The organism is Clostridium pasteurianum BC1 (assembly GCF_000389635.1).
GTDB lineage: Bacteria > Bacillota > Clostridia > Clostridiales > Clostridiaceae > Clostridium_I > Clostridium_I pasteurianum_A.
Map to the genome: position 1 here is coordinate 284,496 of NC_021182.1, position 19,763 is coordinate 304,258.

The 19,763-nt window shown below is 31.3% G+C and carries 14 protein-coding genes; 12 read left to right on the forward strand and 2 right to left on the reverse strand.

The features are described 5' to 3' along the window. The 4 genes from CLOPA_RS01355 (at position 1) to pepT (ending at position 6,603) form a co-directional block, all read left to right on the forward strand. Positions 1 to 4,056: an AAA domain-containing protein gene (locus CLOPA_RS01355; RefSeq protein ID WP_015613669.1), complete on the forward strand. Its 4,056-nt coding sequence runs from the start codon at positions 1 to 3 to the stop codon at positions 4,054 to 4,056. Positions 4,057 to 4,073: 17 nt separating this feature from the next. Continuing rightward, on the forward strand, positions 4,074 to 4,670 hold the full coding sequence (locus CLOPA_RS01360) for a hypothetical protein (protein WP_242834251.1): 597 nt from the start codon (positions 4,074 to 4,076) through the stop codon (positions 4,668 to 4,670). Positions 4,671 to 4,857: 187 nt separating this feature from the next. Further along, the gene (locus CLOPA_RS26365; RefSeq protein ID WP_051115593.1) at positions 4,858 to 5,157 is read left to right on the forward strand and encodes a methyl-accepting chemotaxis protein; all 300 of its coding nucleotides are present in this window, start codon (positions 4,858 to 4,860) and stop codon (positions 5,155 to 5,157) included. 222 nt (positions 5,158 to 5,379) lie between these two features. Further along, complete coding sequence (gene pepT / locus CLOPA_RS01370) at positions 5,380 to 6,603, forward strand: peptidase T (protein ID WP_015613671.1); 1,224 nt, start codon at positions 5,380 to 5,382, stop codon at positions 6,601 to 6,603. A 206-nt stretch (positions 6,604 to 6,809) separates the two neighbouring features. Here the strand turns inward: pepT and CLOPA_RS01375 are convergent, their stop codons facing one another. Then, positions 6,810 to 7,172: a sulfite exporter TauE/SafE family protein gene (locus tag CLOPA_RS01375; RefSeq protein WP_015613672.1), complete on the reverse strand. Its 363-nt coding sequence runs from the start codon at positions 7,170 to 7,172 to the stop codon at positions 6,810 to 6,812. A gap of 577 nt (positions 7,173 to 7,749) precedes the next feature. On the opposite strand from CLOPA_RS01375, the gene CLOPA_RS01380 reads away from it, so the two are divergent. The 7 genes from CLOPA_RS01380 (at position 7,750) to folK (ending at position 15,583) form a co-directional block, all read left to right on the forward strand. Continuing rightward, on the forward strand, positions 7,750 to 9,939 hold the full coding sequence (locus CLOPA_RS01380; protein ID WP_015613674.1) for a DNA topoisomerase III: 2,190 nt from the start codon (positions 7,750 to 7,752) through the stop codon (positions 9,937 to 9,939). A 284-nt stretch (positions 9,940 to 10,223) separates the two neighbouring features. Beyond that, positions 10,224 to 10,901: a response regulator transcription factor gene (locus CLOPA_RS01385; protein ID WP_015613675.1), complete on the forward strand. Its 678-nt coding sequence runs from the start codon at positions 10,224 to 10,226 to the stop codon at positions 10,899 to 10,901. Further along, positions 10,898 to 12,298, forward strand: a complete 1,401-nt coding sequence (locus tag CLOPA_RS01390; RefSeq protein ID WP_015613676.1) for a sensor histidine kinase — start codon at positions 10,898 to 10,900, stop codon at positions 12,296 to 12,298. Before CLOPA_RS01385 ends, CLOPA_RS01390 begins: the two co-directional genes overlap by 4 nt. Positions 12,299 to 12,841: 543 nt before the next feature. Continuing rightward, complete coding sequence (gene folE, locus CLOPA_RS01395; RefSeq protein ID WP_015613677.1) at positions 12,842 to 13,411, forward strand: GTP cyclohydrolase I FolE; 570 nt, start codon at positions 12,842 to 12,844, stop codon at positions 13,409 to 13,411. 22 nt (positions 13,412 to 13,433) lie between these two features. After that, positions 13,434 to 13,919 (forward strand): HD domain-containing protein, encoded by a 486-nt coding sequence (locus CLOPA_RS01400; protein ID WP_015613678.1) that lies wholly within the window; start codon positions 13,434 to 13,436, stop codon positions 13,917 to 13,919. A 28-nt stretch (positions 13,920 to 13,947) separates the two neighbouring features. Next, a complete protein-coding gene (gene folP, locus CLOPA_RS01405; protein ID WP_041711107.1) occupies positions 13,948 to 14,754 on the forward strand; it encodes a dihydropteroate synthase in 807 nt (268 codons plus the stop codon). A gap of 4 nt (positions 14,755 to 14,758) precedes the next feature. After that, positions 14,759 to 15,583 (forward strand): 2-amino-4-hydroxy-6-hydroxymethyldihydropteridine diphosphokinase, encoded by an 825-nt coding sequence (folK, locus tag CLOPA_RS01410; protein ID WP_015613680.1) that lies wholly within the window; start codon positions 14,759 to 14,761, stop codon positions 15,581 to 15,583. Between the two features lie 336 nt (positions 15,584 to 15,919). Here folK and CLOPA_RS01415 read toward each other — a convergent pair whose 3' ends face one another. Next, positions 15,920 to 17,143, reverse strand: coding sequence for a YibE/F family protein (locus CLOPA_RS01415; RefSeq protein ID WP_015613681.1), 1,224 nt, complete (start codon positions 17,141 to 17,143; stop codon positions 15,920 to 15,922). 547 nt (positions 17,144 to 17,690) lie between these two features. On the opposite strand from CLOPA_RS01415, the gene CLOPA_RS01420 reads away from it, so the two are divergent. Then, positions 17,691 to 19,712, forward strand: a complete 2,022-nt coding sequence (locus CLOPA_RS01420; protein ID WP_015613682.1) for a purple acid phosphatase family protein — start codon at positions 17,691 to 17,693, stop codon at positions 19,710 to 19,712. The last annotated feature ends 51 nt before the right edge of the window (positions 19,713 to 19,763 follow it).

Below are 19,763 nucleotides of genomic sequence, written 5' to 3' on the forward strand. Positions count from 1 at the left end.
ATGAATTGTAGGACAAAGGTAAAAAATTTGTTTTCATATCTATTGAGCATAAAGAATATGGACGAGGATGTTATAAGAGATATAAATCAATATGAAAAAATTTATTGGCAAAGGAATTTAAACACAACGGGCAATAATTCAGAAAATAATCAAGAGGAAGAGGAAAACTGGTTTTACATTGATAGTAGTAATAAGGAATTGTATGATGAGTTCTTTCAATTATATCTTTCTGTACAGAAAAGTGGAGAAAATTTTGAAATCATTTGGGGAAGTTATATTCTTGCCTGGAGTACTGAGGATAAACAGATTACACATCCTATTTTTACAACAAAAATGGAACTTTGCTTTGATGCAGAAAAAGGTATTTTCTTTTTAAGACCCTATGATAGAAAAATAAATATGGAGTTTGATATATTCTCCGGGATAAATATTCCCAATATAGATAAATTATTGGAGATAAAAGAAGCTATAGAAAATTCATCTATAGATTTAAGAAATTTAAAAGCTGTGGAAAATATACTACATAAGATATTACATTATTTAACTTCAGACATAAGTCCTCAGGGAGAAATTCAAAGGGATATATGTATTGCTGAGGATATTAATCCAAATAAATATCCTGTATTTTATAACGCTCCAGCAGTTATAATACGAAAGACTGATCATAGATTGTGGCATAACGAATTGACTAATATTTTAAAGGCAATAGACAATGGATATGAAATTCCCCCTACTATAGAGTCCCTTGTCAGTTCAGAAGAAATACAGGAAAATTTAAAAGTAAAAGCCAGATGGCAGGAAATTGGCAAAAATCTTTTATTTCCACTTTCCAGTAATGAAGAACAAAAGGAAATAGTTAAAAAATTATCTGAAAACTTTGGAGTAGTTGTACAAGGTCCTCCTGGTACTGGAAAAAGCCACACTATTGTAAATTTAATATGTCATCTTTTAGCTCATGGAAAGAGGGTTTTAATTACCAGTCAAACTGGGAGAGCACTAAGAGTTTTATCGGAAAATATACCAGAAGAAATAAAACCTTTGTGTATGAGTATTTTGGGAGACGATACAAAAGCCCTTAGAGAACTAGATGAATCTGTAAGAGTGATTACGGAAAATCTTGCCATGAATAAAGAAAATATAAAAAAAGAAATGATGCCTCTTAAAAGACAATTGGAGAATTGTAAAAATAGGCAGAAAGATTTATATAATAAATTAAAGGAAGCTGAATGTATTGAGAATAAAAAACTAAGGTTTCAAGGAACTATAAGTAAATTAATGGATATAGCAAAATGGGTAAAATTAAATGAAAGAAAATATTCATGGATAGAGGATGATATAAAGCTTGAGATTAATTGCCCCCTTACGGAACAGCAATACTTACGATTGTTGTATCTTTTAAATACCGTTGAAAGAGAGGATATAGTTAAAGTAAATAGCATAATGAATGTATTATCAGCACTTCCTGATTGTAGTGATATATGCTCAAAAATAGATAGTTTTAAAAAGACTGATGCAAGGTATGAGGAATATAAAAATAATTTAAAGGATTGGTCACTGAGCTATGATTCAAATATAAATTATAAGGAACTTATAGATATTCTATCAAGGGCAGAGAAACACATGAAAAAGATAGAGGGTTCCTGGCTTAAAGATGTAATGAAGTGTTATTATAGCAGCGAAATTATGAGACCTATATTAAAGCATTTATATGTAAAAAGTAATTTCTTGGTAACAGAGCTTTCAGAAATCCAAAGAAGGCTTACAGTGCATAAGATACAGGTGCCAGAAATAGATGATTTTAACAAGTTTAAATTGGATTTTCAATATATATATGATGTTATTAAGACGAGAGGTAAAATAACTAAGGTATTTAAGGTAATGCACAAGGAATACGGGTATATATTTAATAATTGTTTTGTGGATTCACAGCTAATAACGTCAAGAGATGAAGCTGAAATATTAAGCATATATATAAAAAAGTTAGCTTTAGAAGAGGAATTTAAGAGTTTATGGAATAACACCATGAAGGATTATGGAGCCTTTCAGATAAAGAATTTAGGTGTTAATTCTATGATGGTTCTTGAAGAAAGTGTAAAGGGCTTAGGTAGAGTTATTGATTGGAATATGGATTTTAAAAGTAAAATTATAAATATCTTAGGACAAATAACTTTTCTAAATAAAATTAATTGGTATGAGGAAAAAACCTATACTTATCTTAAAACGGGGATAATAAGCTTAAAACATATAAATGAATATAAAAAAGATAAAGTATATATAAATAATATAAGAAAGCTTTGCAATAATGTATCACAGTTTCAACAGCTTGGTAGTGCTGTTGAAAAGATGGACATAGAAAATATTAAGGAAAGTTATAAAGAAGTCATAAGACTAAAGGAATTATCAAAGAGTATACAGGAAATTAATTTATATATGGGAAAGCTTGAAAAATCAGCACCTATGTTCTCTATGAAGCTGTATGAAAGCAAGGATAGAAATAATTTTAAAGAATTGAATATGGCATGGAAATGGAGACAATTCAGCAGCATGCTGGAAAAGGTTCATAAGGTTAGACCAGAACTTATAGAGAGATTATTAAAGGGTGAAAAGGAAAAAGAAAAAGCTTTAATAAAGGAATTAGTAGCCAAAAAATCCTGGTATAGTCAGATAAACCATACTACGGATGCTCAAAAGAGAAGTCTTTATGCATGGCTTCAGGCGGTTAAGAAAATAGGAAGAGGCAAGGGTAAGTTTACAGATAAATATAGAAGCATGGCTCAAAGAGAAATGGAAATATGTAAGGACTGTATACCAGTATGGATTATGCCTCTAAATAAGGTTATTGAAAATATAGAATTAAATAGCACTCCCTTTGATGTGGTAATCTTTGATGAAAGTAGTCAGAGTGATATATTTTCAATTTGTGCTCTCTTTAGGGCAAAAAGAGCTGTGATTGTAGGAGATGATAAACAGATAAGTCCTCAAGCTGTAGGTATAGATCAAGATATGGTAAATGATCTTATTGATAGATATTTAAAGGGGATACCTCATGGGGAATGGTTTGATTTAGAGACGAGTTTGTACAATACAGCTCTTAGAGTTTTTCCAGATAGACTTTTGTTAAAAGAACATTTTAGGTGCCTGCCTGATATTATAGGTTTTAGTAATGATTTATGCTATTCTGGCGAGATAATACCTTTAAGACATCCTAAAAGAACAGAATTATTTAGTTCGCCAATAAAAGCGGTAAAAGTAATGGATGGATTAAAAGATAAATTAAAGAATATAAATGTAAATGAAGCAAAGGCTTTAGCAGAGCAAATAGTTAAGTGCTGCACTGACAGAAGGTACGAAGGTATGACTATGGGAGTTATATCACTCCTTGGAGATCCACAGGCAGAGCTTATTGAAAATTTAATAAGAGAAAAAATAGGTGAAAAAGAAATGATGAATAGGAAGCTTATATGTGGAGATGCTTATTCATTCCAAGGAGATGAAAGGGATATAATATTTTTGTCTATGGTAGTGGGGGAAAATATGAGATTTACAGCACTTACCAGGGAGGTTGATATAAGAAGATTTAATGTGGCAGTAAGTAGAGCAAAAAATCAGCTTTGGTTATTTTACTCTATAAATACAGAAAATTTAAACCCGGATTGTGTCAGAACAAAGTTGTTAAGATATTGTCTTGATCCTTCTGTGGTTAATGATGATAAAACAAGAGAACAATACGTGTTCCAAAGTGATTTTCACAAAGAAATATTTAGAATGGTAGCTAAGAGAGGATACAATATAACACCAGCAGTAAACTTGAAACATTATAAAGTTGACTTTGTAGTGGAAGGAAATAGCACTAGAGTTGCAATAGAATGTGATGATGGAGAATGGAATGGAATGGAAGAGTGGGAAACGGGTCATGAAAGTCAAATGACGCTAGAGAGAGTGGGATGGACTTTTCATAAGATAAGAGCCAGTGAGTTCTATAGAGATCCTGAAAAAACTATGGAACGCTTATGGTCTAGACTTAAACATCTTGGAATTAAAAAAATAATAGCTTAGTCATAATTTTCAGAGGAGTGATCCACTTGAGTAGCAAAAGGACTATAGGAATAATTATTTTTTTACTCATAATTCTATTTACTCTATTAGCTTGTGATAAAAATAGTAATAAGACGCAAGGAGAAAAGACTTTGGAATCAGTTTCTATAAATGATGCAGCTGCCACTGGGAATAATACACAGAATAAGTCTAATAAAGATGCTGCTAATACATCAGCAAAAAATGTATATATAAATGCCAAATTTGCCTATAGAATAGAATATCCTAGACAATGGACTGATATTATAGAGAGTGAAACTCAGGATGGTGCACTAATATATTATAAAGATGGCAATGATATAAGAACTTTTTGTGAAAAAGCTCCAGATGGATATATTAATTTTGAGAGAGAAGAATATAAACAAGAAGGAAAAAAAATAGAGGACTTTTCTACTGAAGATGGGACTAAAGGAATTATTGTTACTGGGGATGAAGATAAGAAGAAACTTACTCATGCAATAATATTTCAAAATGGAAAGCATTATGATTTTTATGCTTTAGTAACCTCGGATTTTTATAAAGACAATGAGAATAATATATTGGCTATGGCTAAGAGTATAAAAATTTTAAGCTGAAAAGTATTTAAGGATTATTATGTATAGTTTTAATTAGTGATGTAAGAAAATGGCGAACTAACCTGATAGTTAGTTCGCCATTTCTCACTGGTGAAATGGTTACTTCTGTAAATGAAGTTTCAAATGCTATACAAGATGTAGCTAGCGGAGCAACTTCACAAGCACAGGATTTGATGGATGTAGTAAAATGGTATCAGATTTTACTAAAGAATTAGATGCTGCTAATAGTAAGCTGCTAAAGGTTAATGAAGAAATAAAAAACAGTGAAGATAAAGCAAAAGAAGGTAGTGAGCAGATTAATGTGCTGATACAAAACATCTGTGATGTAAAAGAGGCCTTTGATAATGTATTGGAAAAAGTAAATGGTCTTTCCAATTCAGTTTCTAAAATAGGTAATATCACGGATGTTATTAATGCAATATCTGAGCAGACAAATTTACTTGCACTTAATGCAGCTATTGAGGCTGCAAGAGCAGGAGAGCAATGATGTCATTTTAAAGCCTTTGCTAATATTATGATTATACTATAACTATTGAGTTATTTAGTTATAATGAATTATAATTATTAATTAGGAACAATATATTAAGGAAATTAAAAAAAGATAATAGAATTAGAACAAAGGTTTAAGGCAATTGATATCAGAGAACTTTATAGGTTAAGTATGATTTATTATTTTATAAGATGATTAAATATGCAGGAGGTAATATGTATGTATAGTGCAGTAGAAAGATTGTTAAAATATGTAAAGTGTGATACTAAATCTGATGAAAATACAAGAGTAACACCCAGTACAAATGGGCAGTTGGTTTTAGGTAAAGAATTAAAAAAAGAACTAGAAGAACTGGGACTTGAGAGTGTATCTATGGATGAGAATGGATATATAATGGCAACTCTACCTAAAAATATAGATAAAGAGGTAAAAACTATTGGATTTGTATCCCATATGGATACTAGTCCAGATATGACAGCTACAAATGTTAATCCTCAAATAGTTAAAAATTATGATGGTAAAGATATAGTGCTTAATGAAAAAGAAAACATAGTGTTATCACCAAAGGATTTTCCTGAAATCACAAACTATATAGGAAAAGATCTTATAACTACAGATGGAACAACTCTTTTAGGTGCAGATGACAAAGCAGGAGTTTCGGAGATAATGGCGGCTGTGGAATATCTTGTTAAGCATCCAGAAATACCTCATGGTACAATAAAAATTGGTTTTACGCCAGATGAGGAAATTGGTGAAGGGGCGGATCACTTTGATGTTAAGAAATTTGGTGCGGACTTTGCTTATACCGTAGATGGTGGACCCATTGGTGAATTAGAATATGAGAATTTTAATGCAGCTTCTGCCAAGATATTTATTAAGGGAAGAAATGTTCATCCTGGAACAGCCAAAGATAAGATGATAAATTCAATGCATATAGCCGTAGAACTTATTGATATGCTTCCTTGTAACGAAAGGCCGGAGTATACAGAAGGTTATGAAGGATTTAATCACCTTATTTCCATTAATGGTGAAGTTGAAGGTACTAAGATTTACTTCATAATAAGAGATTTTAATAGAGAAAAATTTGAAAGTAGGAAAAAGCTTATGCTTTCTACCGTAGAATTTTTAGATGGAAAATATGGAGAAGGGACAGTTACTGTAGAGCTAAAGGATCAATACTATAATATGAAAGAAAAAATTGAACCTGTAAAATATATTGTGGATATAGCCTATAAAGCTATGGAAGAAGTGGGAATTACTCCTATAGTAAGTCCCATAAGGGGAGGTACAGATGGTGCAAGACTATCCTTTATGGGACTTCCAACACCTAATTTATTTACAGGAGGACACAATTATCATGGTAAGTATGAGTTTATACCAACCTTTGCCATGGATAAGGCTGTGGATGTGATATTAAAAATAATAGAACTTCATTCTAAATAGAATTATAATTTTAATAGGATGTTCAAAAAGTGGTAAACTGTATTTTGTAAGATAGACGCGGAAAAGAGGCGGTGATATCTTCAGGGTACAGTTTATCTTTTCTACTACTAAAACAATTCTTAAAACTTCATTTTTATTAAATGAACAATATTATATGAGATTTAATGAATAATTATTTCTTTTGAGGTAATCTATCTAAAAGTTCCCTATTTTCCCAAAAACATTTTTACTGCTATGAGAACTAAAAATACGGCGAAGGCCTTCTTCATAATATCTTGAGGAAGAGTATTTGCAAATCTTCCACCGAATTTTGTACCTATAAACATAGTGATACATATTAAAATTCCTGCAACTACATTTACATTTCCCCTCTTATAATATTCTAAAAAACCTAGAAGCCCAACAGGGGGTAACAATATAGCTAAAGAAGTTCCTTGTGCCATAAGTTGGCTAAAGCCCATAATGTACATTAGACCAGGTATAATTAAGGTTCCACCTCCAATGCCAAATAATCCACTTAGTATGCCAGAGGCAAATCCTAATATAATATAAAATAAATATGAAAGCATATAGTATAAAAGCTCCCTTCTTGATTATTATAGATAATTTTAATTATTTTAATAGATTACTCATTTAATTTACTAATATAATTAGCATATTTGGGTTAAATTATTATTGTAAATTTATCCGATGACTAGCCTCTGTAACACTCCACCTTAAAAAGGTGGAGATAACACCGGCACGTCCTTGGATAATTCATCTAAACCCAGTGGGAATACAAACTCCCGCTGAGTAAGATTCATTGATATTAGATGAACAGCTTATATGTAAACTTAAATTAGTTTATTGTATATATAACTTAAATTGGGAGGAATACAGAATGTCTCACAAGGGAAATAAAAATGATAAAAGCAACAAAAAAGTAGGGAAAAAAACACATAAGGAATTGGAAGAATTGGAGGAGAAATTAAAAAAATAAATATTGCTAAAACTATAATTTAAATTGATTTATTCAAAATAAGGCTGTTCTGAAATGCACTAAATGTATTAGGGACAGCCTTGTTATTATTCTTTTATTGAGTTGATTTCACAATGAGCTGTACTTATGTTACTATTAATTGTAGTTCATTTGAAAGGAATGTTAGAATGAGTAAAATATTAGTATTAGCAGAAAAACCTTCTGTAGGTAGAGATATAGCAAGAGTTTTAAATTGTAATAATAAAGGAAATGGATTTATAGAAGGAAGCAAATATATTGTAACCTGGGCTCTTGGTCATTTAGTTACTTTAGCTGACCCTGAGGCTTATGATGAAAGATACAAAGCCTGGAGAATTGAAGATCTTCCAATGATGCCAGAAAAATTAAAGCTTGTGGTTATAAAGCAAAGTGGAAAACAATTTAATGCAGTTAAGACACAGATGAGCAGAAAGGATGTAGATGAAATTGTCATAGCTACAGATGCTGGTCGTGAAGGGGAACTTGTTGCCAGATGGATAATAGAAAAGTCTCACATAAAAAAATCATTGAAACGTCTATGGATTTCTTCTGTTACAGATAAGGCCATAAGAGATGGCTTTGACAAATTAAAGAATGCCAGAGAATATGAAAATCTTTATGCTTCAGCTGTGGCTCGTTCAGAAGCTGACTGGTTTGTAGGCATTAATGCAACTCGTGCTTTAACCTGTAAATTTAATGCACAGCTTTCCTGTGGGAGAGTTCAGACACCTACTGTTGCCATAATTGCAAAGAGAGAAGAGGAAATAAGGAACTTTAAACCAAAGGATTTTTATGGGATAATTGCTGAAGCAAATAATCTTAAGCTGTCTTGGCAAGATAATAATAGTAAAGGCTTTAGAACTTTTGATAAAGAAAAAATTGATAAGATACTTGTTTCTATTAGAAATAAAGATGCTCAGATTATAGAGGTAGATAAGGCATATAAGAAAAATTATTCACCACAGTTATATGACTTAACAGAGCTTCAAAGAGATGCAAATAGAATGTTTGGATACTCTGCAAAGGAAACTCTTTCTCTAATGCAAAGATTGTATGAAAGTCATAAGGTATTAACCTACCCAAGAACAGATTCAAGATATATTTCTTCTGATGTAGTGGATACTCTAAAGGATAGAGTTAGAGCTTGCAGTGTGGGTCCATATTCAAGACTAACTGTTAGGGTGTTAAAAAATCCAATAAAGGCAAATAAACACTTTGTAGATAACGGCAAGGTTTCAGATCATCATGCTATTATTCCAACAGAACAGGCAGTTACTTTAAGCTCTTTAAGTGATAAGGAGAGAAAAATATATGATTTAGTGGTTAAGAGATTTTTAGCTGTACTTTATCCTCCCTTTGAATATGAGCAGACTACAATAAAAGCAAAGATTGGAGAGGAATTGTTTATTGCAAAGGGCAAGATTGTTAAATCTCAAGGCTTTAAAGAAGTATATGAAAATAATTTCCATGAGGAACATTCTGAAGATGATATTTCAGAGCAAATACTACCTAATATAAATAAGGGGGATGTATTAAAGGTTAGTAAGGTTCTTGATACTAAAGGCCAAACTAAACCACCAGCACTATTCAATGAAGGAACACTGCTTTCAGCTATGGAGAATCCGGCAAAATACATGAATAATGAGAGCAAGGATTTAATAAAAACCATAGGAGAAACAGGTGGACTTGGTACCGTAGCCACAAGAGCGGATATTATAGAAAAATTATTTAATACTTTTCTCATAGAAAAGAAGGGAAAGGATATTCATGTAACCTCTAAGGGAAAACAGCTTTTAGAGCTTGTTCCAGAAGGCCTGAAATCACCTACTCTTACAGCAAAGTGGGAGCAAAAGCTTAGTTCCATTTCAAAGGGTTCCTTGAATAAAAATATCTTTATTAATGAAATGAAAACTTATGCTAAGGAAGTTGTAAATGAAATCAAGAACAGTGAAGAAAAATTTAAACATGACAATATGACAAGAGTAAAATGTCCTCAATGCGGTAAATATATGTTAGAGGTTAATGGTAAAAAGGGAAAGATGCTGGTTTGTCAGGATAGAGAATGTGGATATAGAAAAGGCATAGCAAAGATTACAAATGCAAGATGTCCAAATTGCCATAAAAAGCTTGAAATGCGTGGAGAGGGAGATGGGCAGATATTTGTATGCAGCTGTGGTTATAGAGAAAAGCTTTCTGCCTTTAATGAGAGAAAGAAAAAGGATAATACAAAACTTTCTAAAAAAGATGTATCAAGATATCTTAAGGATCAGAAAAAAGAAAATGATGAACCTATTAATTCAGCTTTAGCAGAGGCACTGGCTAAATTGAAGCTAAAATAATAAATAGAATTCCTCTGGAGAGCCTAAAAATAACAGGGCTTGTGGAAGTAGTTTTTTCGTGAAATACTATTAAAATTAATCTTATTTAATTAAGGAAAATTATTTTTATAAATCACATATTTTTCACACATTATATTTATAATGTTTTTAAAATTGTATGGTAAAGTTATAATAAGGCATATGAAAATAAAAAGTGATTAGCATACTGACTAGTTATTTATTTGAATGTGCCTAAAATAAAAAGGCATTTTATACATTAATGCTGCCATATAGAGGTGATAAATTTGCCAAAAAGGATATACCTTGTAGAAGATGAAATGAGTTTAAATATTTTATTAGAAAAATACCTTCAAAGGGAGGGCTATGAAGTAACTACTTTTTCAAATGGGGAGTCTGCTCTTGAGAAAATAAAAGATATGCCTGATCTTTGGATTCTTGATATAATGCTGCCAGACATTGATGGGTACGATATAATTAAAGCTGTTAAGCAAAATAATAAAAATACACCTGTAATATTTATGTCAGCCAGGAATGAAGAACTTGATAGGGTAGTGGGATTGGAACTGGGAAGTGACGATTATTTATCAAAACCATTTCTCCCAAGAGAACTTGTTATCAGAACTAATAAGCTTTTAGAGAGAATTTATGGAGAGGAGATAAAGAATAAAGAAGAATCTTCATTGAATATTAATGGATATAAAATAAGTAAAAGTCAAAGGACAGTATTTTTTGAGGATAATGAAATTCAGCTTACAAATAAAGAATTTGAACTATTGAATTATCTTATAGATAATAAAAATAATTTATTAGCACGAGAACAAATTTTAATTAGTGTTTGGGGTAATGATTATTTTGGATCTGATAGAGTGGTAGATGACACTATCAGAAGACTGCGCAAAAAAGTAAGTGAACTTACGATTGAAACTGTATATGGATATGGATATAAGATGGTGATAAGATGATAAAATTAAAAAAAGTAAAATTTAAATCTTTAACCATGAGGATATGGGTTACTTTTACCGCTATAATTTTAATAATAATATTAAGTATTTCAATTATTTACTTGGTGGTTTTTAGGAGTACTAATGAAAAATACAATCTTCAGTTATTGAAAGCTTCTCATGATACTTTTAAGGAAAATAATTTTAACCAGTTAAAAGGCTTCGATGATGTTAGAAATCTTCATGGAAGTAGTCATTTTATTGTAAATATAAATAGCAGCAATATAATCAATATACAGGATTTCAATAAGAGAGGAGGACCACCAGGTCAGCCCAATATGGGTTTTCCTCCAAATTCTGGTATTACACAGGATGCTTTACAAAAGTGGATGGTTGGTTTTATTGAGAATAACAATATCAGTGAGAATGAATTTAAGGAATCATATCATGGAAGAAAGTTTCTTTTCATAATCAGCTCTGTAAATAATATTGATGGAACTAATGGAAAATCCTATTTAATATCCTATATGCCGGCAATGGAGGATAATACATTATTGTATATGGTTATAGGCATTGGAATCATGTTTATAGTCTTTGGATTTATAGCAGCAAAATTAGTTGCAAGTCATATTGCAAAACCACTTAAGGTACTTGAGGATTATACCGTAAGAATAGCCCATAAAGATTGGAAAGAACCTATACAGATTAAAAATGAAGATGAAATTGGAAGACTTGCAAATTCAATGAATCTTATGAGAACAGAATTAAAACGTGCAGATGAAGAAGAAAAGATGTTTTTACAGAGTATTTCTCATGATTTAAAAACACCGGTTATGGTAATTATGAGCCATGCAGAGGCCATAATTGACGGTATATATATAGATTCTATAGAAAAAACTGCTGGTATAATAAGAGATGAAGCTGTAAATCTTGAAAAAAAGATTAAACAATTGTTATATTTAAATACTTTGGATTATGTTCTAGAAAATAATAGCCAGGTTAGCAAAATCAATTTACGTCAACTGCTTTTATATATAATAAATAGATTTGAAGTGGTCAATAGTAAAATTTATTGGGATCTGGATATGGAAGATTGCTTTATTATGGGAAATTCAGATAAAATTCAGGTATCTGTTGAAAATATACTTGAAAATTCTCTTAGATATGCAAAGGAAAAAATTTCAGTAATCTTAAAGGAAGAAAATTCTTCTGTAGTGTTAGAAATGTATAATGATGGTCCCAATATAGAGGAGAAGCATATAAATCATATTTTCGATAATCATTATAAGGATAAAACGGGAAACTTTGGTCTTGGTTTGGCTATATCCAAAAAAATTATAGATTTTTATAATGGAGAGATAGAGGCTGTAAATAGGGATAGAGGAGTAAGTTTTATAATTAAAGCACCTATAGCTTAATTATCAATGAATCTTACTGAGTGGGAGTTTGTTTCTCCCACTCAGTTTAGATGAATTATCTAGGGACGTGCCGCTGTTATCTCCCATTTAAAGAAAAGCAGAGAACCAAAATCTTCGATTTTGTGTGAATCGCTTTCACAGAGTGCGGTGGGAGTGTTACAGCGGCTAGTCATCAGATAAAGTCTTATTAGGGGACAGAGACTTCAGTAGTTATTTTTAATATTCTTAGAAAGTAAATAAATAAAAATATCAGGTGTATTTTATTCTCCGTGAATGGTAAAATAAAAATAGTTTATGCTATTATAGAGTTAAAGCTAACAGTGTTTTTACAATGACAAAAATTGATGCTTATTTATAGATTAATTGATTATTTTATAATTGCAGTTTTTACAGATTAATTATTAAAAAGATAAAGATTATTGTTAGCATAAAGAATATTATTTTAACTTAGGGCATCTGAAAATAAATAACAAGTAAAAGATGCTAGTATAATTACTTAGTTATTTTTTGAATATGCCTAATATAGAGAATGGAGAAAATACAATGATGGATAAAGATAGAATTGAGAAGGCTGTAAGAGAAATTTTAATAGGAATAGGTGAAGACCCTGATAGAGAGGGACTTATTGAAACTCCAAAAAGGGTAGCGGAAATGTATGAAGAAATATTTGCAGGACTTCATAAAAATCCATTGGATGATGTTAAAAAATTTCATGAAGAGCACGACAATGGTATGATAATAGTTAAGGACATACCAGTATATTCTATGTGTGAACATCATTTATTACCTTTTATAGGAGTAGCACATGTTGTATATATACCTGGTGGAAATGAGGTTTTAGGATTAAGTAAATTGGCTAGAATTGTAGATACTGTGGCCAAAAAACCTCAACTTCAGGAAAGATTATGCAATGAAATTGCAGATGTTATTTTGGAGGCTGTAAATTCCAAAGGCATTGCAGTGGTGATTGAAGCGGAGCATTTATGTATGACTATGCGCGGAATTAGAAAACCAGGTTCAAAAACTGTTACCTCAGCTTTAAGAGGCTTAATGAAAACTGATTCTCAAATTAGAATGGAAGCAATTTCGCTTATTAATGGGAGAGGCTTATAATTGATTTTAAGGAGCAGTTTTTATGGATAAAGTTGATAGGATTAATTTAATATTTCATAATGAAGTTTATAAAAAATATTTAGAGAAAAATAGGAACTGTGAAAAAGATAGATATTTTTGCCTTCATGATCTTCAGCATTTTTTAGATGTGGCTAGAATTGCTTATATAATATCTCTGGAAAGAGATATAAATATTAAAAAGGATATTATTTATGCCGCAGCTTTGCTTCATGATATTGGAAGGTGGCAGCAATATGAACATGATATTCCGCATGATGAGGCAAGCTCTCAATTAGCTGTAGAGATTTTACAGACATCTGATTTTACAGATGGGGAAATAGATTTAATAACAGGGGCTATAAGGGAGCACAGAGAAAAAGATAAAAATTCAGAACTTGGTTTTTTATTATATGCTGGTGATAAGCTTTCTAGAAAATGTTATGATTGTGATGCTTTCAAGCAGTGTAATTGGAGTGAAGATAAGAAAAATCTGGATATAATATATTAAAAAGATTATGAAGGAGTAGCAGTAAATGATGAAAATAGGAAATAAAAATTTTGACATAGGTAAAAAAACCTTTGTAATGGGAATTTTAAACGTAACACCTGATTCTTTCTCCGATGGAGGGAGATTTAATCATATAGAAAATGCTGTAAAACATGCAAAAGAAATGATTGAGGCTGGAGCTGATATAATTGATATAGGGGGAGAGTCCACAAGGCCAAATCATATTCCAGTAGATGAAGATGAAGAAATCACAAGAGTTGTTTCTGTAATAGAAGTACTATCAAAGGAAATAGAGGTTCCAATATCTATTGATACCTATAAGGGAAGAGTTGCAGAGCTTGCTATAAAGGCGGGGGCTAATCTTATAAATGATGTATGGGGATTTAAAAAAGATCCATATATGCCAGAGGTAGCTGCAAAATATCAGGTGCCTTGCTGCATTATGCATAATAGGGAAAACAAGGTGTATGGTGATTTTATAAGAGATGTATTGAAAGACCTAAAAGAATCTATAGATATAGCACTACAAGCTGGAGTAAAGAGTGAAAATATAATAATTGATCCGGGAATAGGCTTTGCAAAAAGCTATGATCAAAATCTTATGTTAATGAATAATTTAGAAAAATTAAAGGAGCTTAACTATCCTATATTACTTGGTACTTCAAGAAAATCTGTTATAGGGACTGCTCTTAATTTGCCAGTAGAAGAAAGAGTAGAGGGAACAGTTGCAACTTCTGTAATAGGGATAATGAAAGGCTGTGATTTTGTAAGGGTTCATGATGTTTTGGAAAACAAAAGAGCCTGTGTTATGGCGGATGCTATAGTTAGGAGATAGTAAATTGGATAAAATATTTATAAAAGACTTTGAGATATTTGCAAATCATGGAGTATTTAACGAAGAAAAAAATCTAGGGCAAAAATTTATATTATCTATAGAATTTGGTATGGATTTGAGAAAAGCTGGGGTTACTGGTGATTTAAAGGAAACCGTAAATTATGGAGAGCTCTGCCTTAAAATAGAAAAAGAATTTACAAAGGAAAAATATGATTTAATTGAAACAGCAGCAGAAAAAATAGCTGAGTTTATTCTTTTGGAGTATGAAAGGGTAAAATCAGTAAAGCTATTATTGAAAAAGCCTTGGGCACCCATAGGTAAGCATGTTGAATATGCAGCAGTAGAAATAGAAAGGGCCTGGCATACAGTATACGTAGGTATGGGATCCAATATGGGTGATAAGGAAGAAAACCTTAAAGCTGCTATCAAATTAATAGAGGATAGTTCAAAAAGCAAAGTGACGAAAATTTCAAAGTTTTATATTACTAAACCTGTAGGATATTTAGATCAGGATGATTTTTTAAATTGTGCTATAGAAGTGAAAACTATCTTATCTCCAGAAGAGTTTATGACAGCTTTGCTTAATTTTGAAAAAATCTTAAAAAGAGAGAGGATAATACATTGGGGACCTAGAACCATAGATTTAGATATCCTCCTGTATGATAATTTAGTTACTTCAGAAGAGGATTACATAATACCACATCCGAGAATGCCAGAAAGGCTATTTGTCATAGAACCTTTATGTGATATAGCTCCATATTTAGTTCATCCTATTTTAAATAAAAGGATAATTGATATAAAGGCTGAACTTTCTAAAACAAGACTTTAATAGTGGGCTCTCAAATATTTACATTTATTTCAAAAGCAATTCAGCAAATTTTTCATAAGGCTTAATTTTTTTATAGAAATAGAGTTTAACACTAGAAAATGAATTTTGAGGTTAAGCTCTATTTTAGGAGCATTCAGATAAATAACTAGTCAGTATGCTAGTCTATTTTGAATGCTACTGCGTCAACAGAACCCTCAGATAGCTCACTATCTGAGGAACCTATTTCCTTGTATCATTCAAAATATACGTCGCATCTTTGACTTACTATTTATTTTCATATGCCTTGTATGAAATATTAAAAACACTTCATAAAAATCATTATGTATAATTCATTATTTAATTTTCAAGAGATTTTATATCAGCTTGTGCCGTGCCGTTATTAAGCTTATCCTGAATAGTTGCATTTTTAGTTTCCAGCAATGAAGATGGAATTATTTTTGAGGAAATAAAGGCTATTATAGGTACTGTAAAGATTATAGCAAAACTGCCTGTTAGACCCTGGATAATTTCTATACTTACCATGTCCATATTCATTAATTGTGTAAAGGAAACATTATAAGAGTATATAACCATTATCATGTTTAATGAAGAACCTACAAAGGCCAAAATAAGAGTATTTGCCATAGTTCCCATCATATCTTTACCAACATTCATACCAGAACGAAATAATTCCTTTGTACTAAGTTTTGGGTTTGATGAGTATATTTCCTGAACAGCAGAGGCAATAGACATACTCAGGTCTAAAACAGCTCCCAGGGAAGCAATGAGAATACTTGCTAAAAGCAGTCCCTGTACCTGCATACCAGATTTAGTGGAAATCATGTTTAGTGTTTCCACATCATTGGAGTTTATTCCACTTAAATGTGCTAAGGCTCCAAAAATAACTGCTATTATGGCAGCAATTATAACCCCAGATATGGTACCTAATATAGCAGAAATAGCTTTATTGCTCCAACCGTCTAGTAAAAATAAGGTAATGCAAGTGGTGATAATTACTATTAAAATTGAAGCATATATAGGGGAGTATCCACTATATATCATTGGAAGGAATAAAAATATAATGCATATGAAAGTAAATACAAGACCCAGAACAGATTTTACTCCCTTTCTTCCACCTATTATACCTAATGCCAAGAAAAAAATAAAAATAAAGGCATATTGAATTGGAGCTCTATAATAGCTATACACTGTAGCATTATAAGTATTTTTATTAACGGAGTTGATATTTGCTATGAACTTCATGCCTTTTTTTAAAAATACATTATGAGTATCACTTAAATAATTTGATACATTAGTTATGTCACCCTTATGCTTTCCAGTAAGTATTTTTGCTTTTATTTCCTGGCTTCCAAAATATAATCCCTTCATAGTTATACTCTTTTGTAGATTATTATTTTGTACATCCAGCACTTCTGCCTTTTCGTAATTTACGTTTGTTGTGTCTCCATTTGGCTTAAAAACTATTGGATGACTAACATTAAAAAAATACAAAAATATAAAAAAAGCACTTATAGATATTAAAGAAATTATAATTTTTGAAAGCTTTGAATGGTTATACATAAATTTCCTCCAAATATATGGTTTCCTAATTTTTTATCTTAAAAAACTCATGAATTATATTTTGTAATTAAATATTATATTTATCTAAGAGCTATCTATTGAAACATTGCCATTGTATTAAAGAGAAACACGATGAAAACAAAATAAATTTTGCTTTGCCTGTTTTTATTAAGCAGGAGATAACAAAGATACTTCCATAAATAGTTCACAATTACAAAAAATGATAGATAAAGCTATTATTTAATAATAACTTACTAATATTATAAGGCAGTAAAGATACAAAATAGTAAAGTTTGTGTAAAAAATAGGTTAAAAATAGATAATATTAAAATAATTGTTATAACAATTTTACATGAAATTTACATAAGTCTAGAAATTTTACATAGGCATAAAGAAAAACCTGGGATTAAATGTTAACATAAGATTTGTATAAAGCAATTTGGATAAGTTTGGAGATGATATATAAGTATAGATACGAGTGGAAATGGACCCTTTAAGTAAAGACTTAAAGATTATAAAATATTAAAGCAGAGGGGTAGATTAAAGAATGATAGGTCATAAGAAATTAGCCGCATTAGTTGTAATGCTTACGGTAACACTTTCTGGTTCTTTAGTAACAAGTGGAATTGCAGCTACCAATTCAACAGGAAATAATACATTAACAGCTGAAGCTGTTGACAGCACAAGTAATTTTACTGATATATCACTTTCAGTAGGTTCAAATCCTACAGACTTAAATTTAACATGGTATTCACTAAATAGCAAAGGTACTGCAACAGTTCAGGTTGCATTAAAATCTGATTATAATGGTACAAGCTTTCCGGCTGATAAAGCACGTGTATTCACAGGAACTACTTCATTAGGAAATAACGGTTTTACTTCCTATAAGGTAAATACTAATGGTTTTGCTGAATCCACTCAATACGTATATCGTTTAGGTGATGGAACAAATTGGAGTCCAGTGTATAATTACAATACTTATCAAACCAGTCAATATAGCTTCTTCTATATGGGTGATCCACAGATTGGTGCAGGCGGCGATATAGCCAAAGATACTGCTGGTTGGGTAGATACTATGAATAAAGCTACTAAGCAATTCCCTAGCACTAATTTTATGGTTTCAATTGGTGACCAGATAAACAATGGTGGAGAACTTAATGGACAAAGCAACGAATTAGAGTACAGTGGATATTTTGCACCAGACCAGCTTAAGAATATCCCTATTGCAGCAATTGCCGGAAATCATGAAACCTATGGAGCAGGCCATACAACTCATTTTGATGCTCCAAATATGTCAACACAATATGGTAATTTTGCATCACAGCCTACTTCAGGAGCAGATTATTATTTCACTTATGGTAACACATTGTTTATGGCTTTAAATAGTAATGATATGAATGAAGCTGAACATGAGCAATTTATGAAAGATGCCATTGCTAAAAATCCAAATGCAACTTGGAAAATAGTACTTATGCATCATTCAATTTATAGTTCTGCAAATCATGAAACAGATGCTGATATCATACAAAGAAGAGGAGATTTACCACCAATTATTGATTCACTTGGCATAGATGTAGTCTTAGATGGGCATGATCACGAATATACAAGAACTTATCAAATGAAAGGTGGACAGGCTCAGAAAGTTAATGTAGATGCGGAGGGAAGAGTTATAGATCCAGCAGGTACTCTTTATATGACAGCTAACTCTGCCAGCGGAAGCAAGTACTATAAATTACAGGATCCAAATAATAATTACTATGAAGCTAAAAAAGAACAGCTTAATACTCCAACCTTCTCACGTGTTTCTGTAACAAGTGACAGCTTTACAATTACAACTTATAGAGCTGATAATATGACAATAACAGATAATTACACAATTGTTAAATCAACAGCACCTCAGCAGGCAGCTGTAAATGTTAATGATCAAATAAACAACTTACCAAATGCAGATTCTATTTCATTGAACGATGCAGATAAAGTTCAAGCAGCTCGTAATGCTTACAATGCATTAGATGCTAGTCAGCAGAAATTTACAACTAATTTAGATAAATTAACTGCTGATGAAAGCAAAATTGCTCAGCTTCAGGCAGCAGCAAAACAACAGGCTGATAAGCAAGCAGCAGATGCTGTTATTGCAGCGATAAATGCAATCCCTGATAATATAGTTTTAGATGCAAATAAAAAAGTTTCAGATGCAGATGCTGCATACAATGCACTTACACCTGCACAAAAAGCTTTAGTAACAAATTATAGTAAATTAGACTCAGCTAAAAAGGATGTTGCAAAACTTCAACAATCAACTTCAAATGGATCAGCAGCAGGTAATAATTCAGACTCAAATTCTTCAGCAACATCTAATGGAACTTCAACAAGTACTACACCAACAACTACCTCAGTAGCAACTACTCTTCCAAAGACTGGACAGTTTGTAGATCAAAATGTTCTTATTGCATTGGGAGTATTATTAATTGCTATGGGATCAGCTGTTATGGTAATTTATAAAAAGAAGATAAATTTAAAAGATACCTGTTCAAGATTATTTAATTCTTTTAGACATTTAAGAGCTTAGTTAAATAATAAATAGCTTCTCACTTTAGTGAGGAGCTATATTTTTTTGTAA